The sequence below is a fragment of the Pseudomonas sp. K5002 genome (assembly GCF_013386655.1).
Taxonomy (GTDB): Bacteria; Pseudomonadota; Gammaproteobacteria; order Pseudomonadales; family Pseudomonadaceae; genus Aquipseudomonas.
Map to the genome: position 1 here is coordinate 1 of NZ_JACARK010000758.1, position 3,428 is coordinate 3,428.

Annotated in this window: 2 protein-coding genes and 2 pseudogenes; all 4 read right to left on the reverse strand. The window is 62.9% G+C overall.

Annotated elements, in window-relative coordinates; translation table 11 throughout:
- Positions 1-285, reverse strand: a pseudogene (locus HX846_RS27840) (hypothetical protein); the annotation flags it as partial.
- On the reverse strand, positions 275-1,573 hold the full coding sequence (locus tag HX846_RS27845; RefSeq protein WP_178966523.1) for a phosphatase PAP2/dual specificity phosphatase family protein: 1,299 nt from the start codon (positions 1,571-1,573) through the stop codon (positions 275-277). The gene HX846_RS27845 and the pseudogene HX846_RS27840, both read right to left, overlap by 11 nt.
- A gap of 3 nt (positions 1,574-1,576) precedes the next feature.
- Entirely contained in the window at positions 1,577-3,331 is a 1,755-nt protein-coding gene (locus tag HX846_RS27850) for a bifunctional alpha/beta hydrolase/class I SAM-dependent methyltransferase (protein WP_178966524.1), read from the reverse strand.
- 10 nt (positions 3,332-3,341) lie between these two features.
- Positions 3,342-3,428: pseudogene (locus tag HX846_RS27855) on the reverse strand (CDP-alcohol phosphatidyltransferase family protein); the annotation flags it as partial.

The following is a 3,428-nucleotide window of genomic DNA, read 5'->3' on the forward strand; positions in this document are numbered from 1 at the left end:
GGTTTGCATGGCCTGGTCGAAGTCGGGCGTGCGGTCGGTGTCGCGGGCGACCAGGGCGAACAGGTCGGCGTCGAAGGCCACCCGCAGCGCCCAATATTTTTCCAGCAGCCCGAGCACAATCATCCACAGGCTGAGGATCAGGCAGACCGGCGTGATGCTGGCCATCAGCAGTTGAGCGAGGCCGAACAGTACGCCGAGCAAGGTCAGGCCTGTGGATAACTGATCCAGGGAACGGCCCCGCCGCAGCAGGCTGGCGACGACCTGTAATTCCATATCAGCGGGCATGGACTAAACCCTCCAGGGCTTCACGGTGAGCGGAATGCAGGACCACACGTGGGCGTGCTGTACGAATAATAGCCACCGCCTCGTCGACATTGCCTGCGCGCCCGGTATGTAGCAGCCATGCAGCCACGGCGGTGGCGCTGCGTGAGTAACCGAGGGCGCAGCACACCAGCAAGGGTCCGGCTGAGCGTAGCCGCTCTATCGCTTGGGCGGCTTCCACGCATTGCGCTGCAGTGGGCGCCGTCAGGTCGAGCACTGGCAGGCTGTAGTAGGCGCGACCCTGTGGATTAATCGGCAATTCGGCGCACAGATCGACCACCGCCTTGAATGATCCCAGCTCACCGCTGGTGGGAATTCGCCCCAGCCAAACGTTATCCACAACCTGATCGGGCTGTGGATGTCTACGTGTCCACAGGCGGGAATTGATCCAGGCGGCCACCAGATAAGGCGCCAACAACCAGCGCGCCGCCGGAGTGAGTCGTCCGTCGGCGCGTTTCTGAAATCCCGAAACGCCCAGTACCAGGTAATTCGCCTTCATCAAGCCAAGGGATACCGCCGGCCAAAGCAGCCACAACCAGCCGCCGCCAAGGAAAAACGCCAGGATCAAACACACCAGCGACCCGAAGCCATAGCGCAGCCCCAGCCGCCAACGCTGGCGGTCCCTGGTCAGCTGGGCATTCAGCAGCGGGCTCGGATGTTCCAGCGGCCACAGCCACACGCACAGCCAGCCGGCGAGGGCGCCTGTGGGTAAGTCAATAAAGTGATGTTGATAAGTGGTCAGCACCGAAAGGCCGATCAACGCGAACCAGCCATGCACCAGCCAGCGCCACAGGCCCTGGCTATGCCGCTGATACATTATCCACAGCACCACCAGCAGCGCGATGTGCAACGACGGCGCCTGGTTGAACGGCTTGTCGAACCCGGCGAGTACCGCAAACAGCCAGCCAAACACGCCGTCCAGCGCCGGCCTTTCAAAGGTGAAGCGCAAGGGCCAGATCAGGAAGCAGGTGACGGCAATCACTTGGGCCGTCAGCAGGCGCAAGGCATGTTGTTTCAGTTCATGGCGGGTGCTTGGCAGTAGCAGGGAGAAACCGTAGAGCAGGTCGATCGACCAGTAGGGCACGATGGTCCAGGCCCAGAACGGGATATGGGTTTCCCAGCCGAACACCATCGTGCCCACGTCGCTGCGCTGGCTGGTGACCCACGTGGCAAAGCCGTAGGTGCTGAAAAACAGCGGCGCCAACAGCAGCAGCCACAGCACCGCCGGTTTCAACAGGCCCGGTTCACGCATGGGTCAGGCTCGCTGTGCCAGGGACACGCTGAAAATCCCCCACTCATCCACACGCTGGGTGATCTTGCGGAAACCGGCGGCTGCCACCAGTTGATCCATTTCCGCCTGGCTGCGCCGGCGCATTACCCAGGCCTGGCCCTGGCGGTGGCTGGTGAGGGCGCGGGCGATCAGTTCCAGTTGCGGATGCCACGGTTGGCCGGTGTACACCAGATAACCACCGGGCTCCACGGCTTCGGCCAAGCCGGCGAGCGAGCCACCGACCATCGCGTTATCCGCGAACAGTTCATATAGCCCGGACACCACCGCCAGCGTCGGCTTGGGTTCCAGCGCCGCAAGGTCCGCCCGGTCAAACGCATCGCCTTTGACGAACTGGGCGATATCCCCCAGCCCTTTTTCACGAATCAGCGCGCCACCGTCGCGCACGTTGATATCGCTGTAGTCCCGCAGCAGGATCGATTCCGGCAACGGCGAAACGCCCTGCAAGGCTTCCAGAATGTACCGACCATGCCCGGCGGCGATGTCGACGATGCGCACTTCCCGCTGCTCGTCCCGCAGTTTGGCCATCGCCAGGCGCAGCAGCTCTTCCACGTTCAACTTGCGCTGACGAATACCGCGCCAGCCGATGGAGTTCAGGTAATTGGTGTCGATCATCCGCCCCAGCCCGCCTTTGCCGGTGGGTTTGTTGCGGTACACGTAGTCCAGGGTGCTGCCGGAGTCGAAGCCGGTGTCGAAACCGAGCTTCACGCCATCCGACAGTTTGCTGCCCAGGCCCATGCTGGCGCGGGTCATGCGCCAGTACAGGTCGCGCAGGGAGTTGCGTGGCAACGGCGCGGCGAGGGATTCGGATTCGGCGCAGGTCAGGCCGATCTTGTCGGCGTCCAGCAAGTTGGCGCGGTCCAGCGGGTGTTCGAAATTCTGCAGGATAAAGCGCCGGGCGCTGCTCAAGGCCACGGCGCGGTCACGTTCACCGAGGGTGTCGTGGAAGAAGCCGGGGAGGATGTGCAGCTCTTTCTTCAAGCTGCCGAGGCGGTCGAAAAACTGCTGCTGGGGTTTGCGGTGCACCACAAAGTCCGAGCCGGAGATCAGCAGTTGGGTCGGTACCTGAATTGCCTGGGCATCGGCTACAACCCGGTCGGCCGCTTCGTACAGGCCCAGCAGCACATTTACGGAAATGGCTTTGGTGATCAGCGGATCACTGTCGTAGGACGCCACGCGCTCCGGGTCATGGCTCAGGAACTTGGCCTTGACGTAGCTGTTGACGAAAAAGTTGCCGCGAAACTTGCGCATCAACGCCAGGCCCGGCCGGGCGAAGGGCACGTAGAGTTTGACCTTGAATGCGGGGGAGGCGAGTACCAGCGAGCGAATCTTCGGCGCGTAGTCGTGCACCCAGGTGGCCGCGATCACCGCGCCGACGCTTTGGGCGATCACTGCGAGGTGTTCTTCCTCGATGTTGTAGGCGCTGCGGATATGGTCAACGAAAGTCTGCACGTCCCGCGCACTGGTGGCGAAGCTCGGGCTGTCGCCGCGCGCGCCGGGGGATTGGCCGTGGCCACGGGCGTCCCAGGCGAAGAAGTCGAACTCCGGCAGGTTCAGCTCGTCCACCAGGTGGGCGATACGACCGGAATGCTCGTGGCCGCGATGGAACAGCAAGATCGCCTTGCGCGGCGCAAAGCCCGCGGGTGCGGTGGCGGGCCAATGACGGTAGAAAAGCTCCACCCCGTCATGGGTGCTGAAGGTGTGCTCTTGCTGTTCACGCATCGCAAAATCCTTATGCAGAAGGGGAGGTGTTCGTTTCTTCTTTCAAGCCTTGGCGCACACGGTTGACCAAGGTGTAGGCCAGCAAGGCGGCGACCAG

Excerpts from the sequence above, each read along its gene's own strand:
- HX846_RS27850 (WP_178966524.1), bottom strand. The coding sequence starts at position 3,331 with ATGCGTGAACAGCAAGAGCACACCTTCAGCACCCATGACGGGGTGGAG.
- HX846_RS27845 (WP_178966523.1), bottom strand. The coding sequence starts at position 1,573 with ATGCGTGAACCGGGCCTGTTGAAACCGGCGGTGCTGTGGCTGCTGCTG.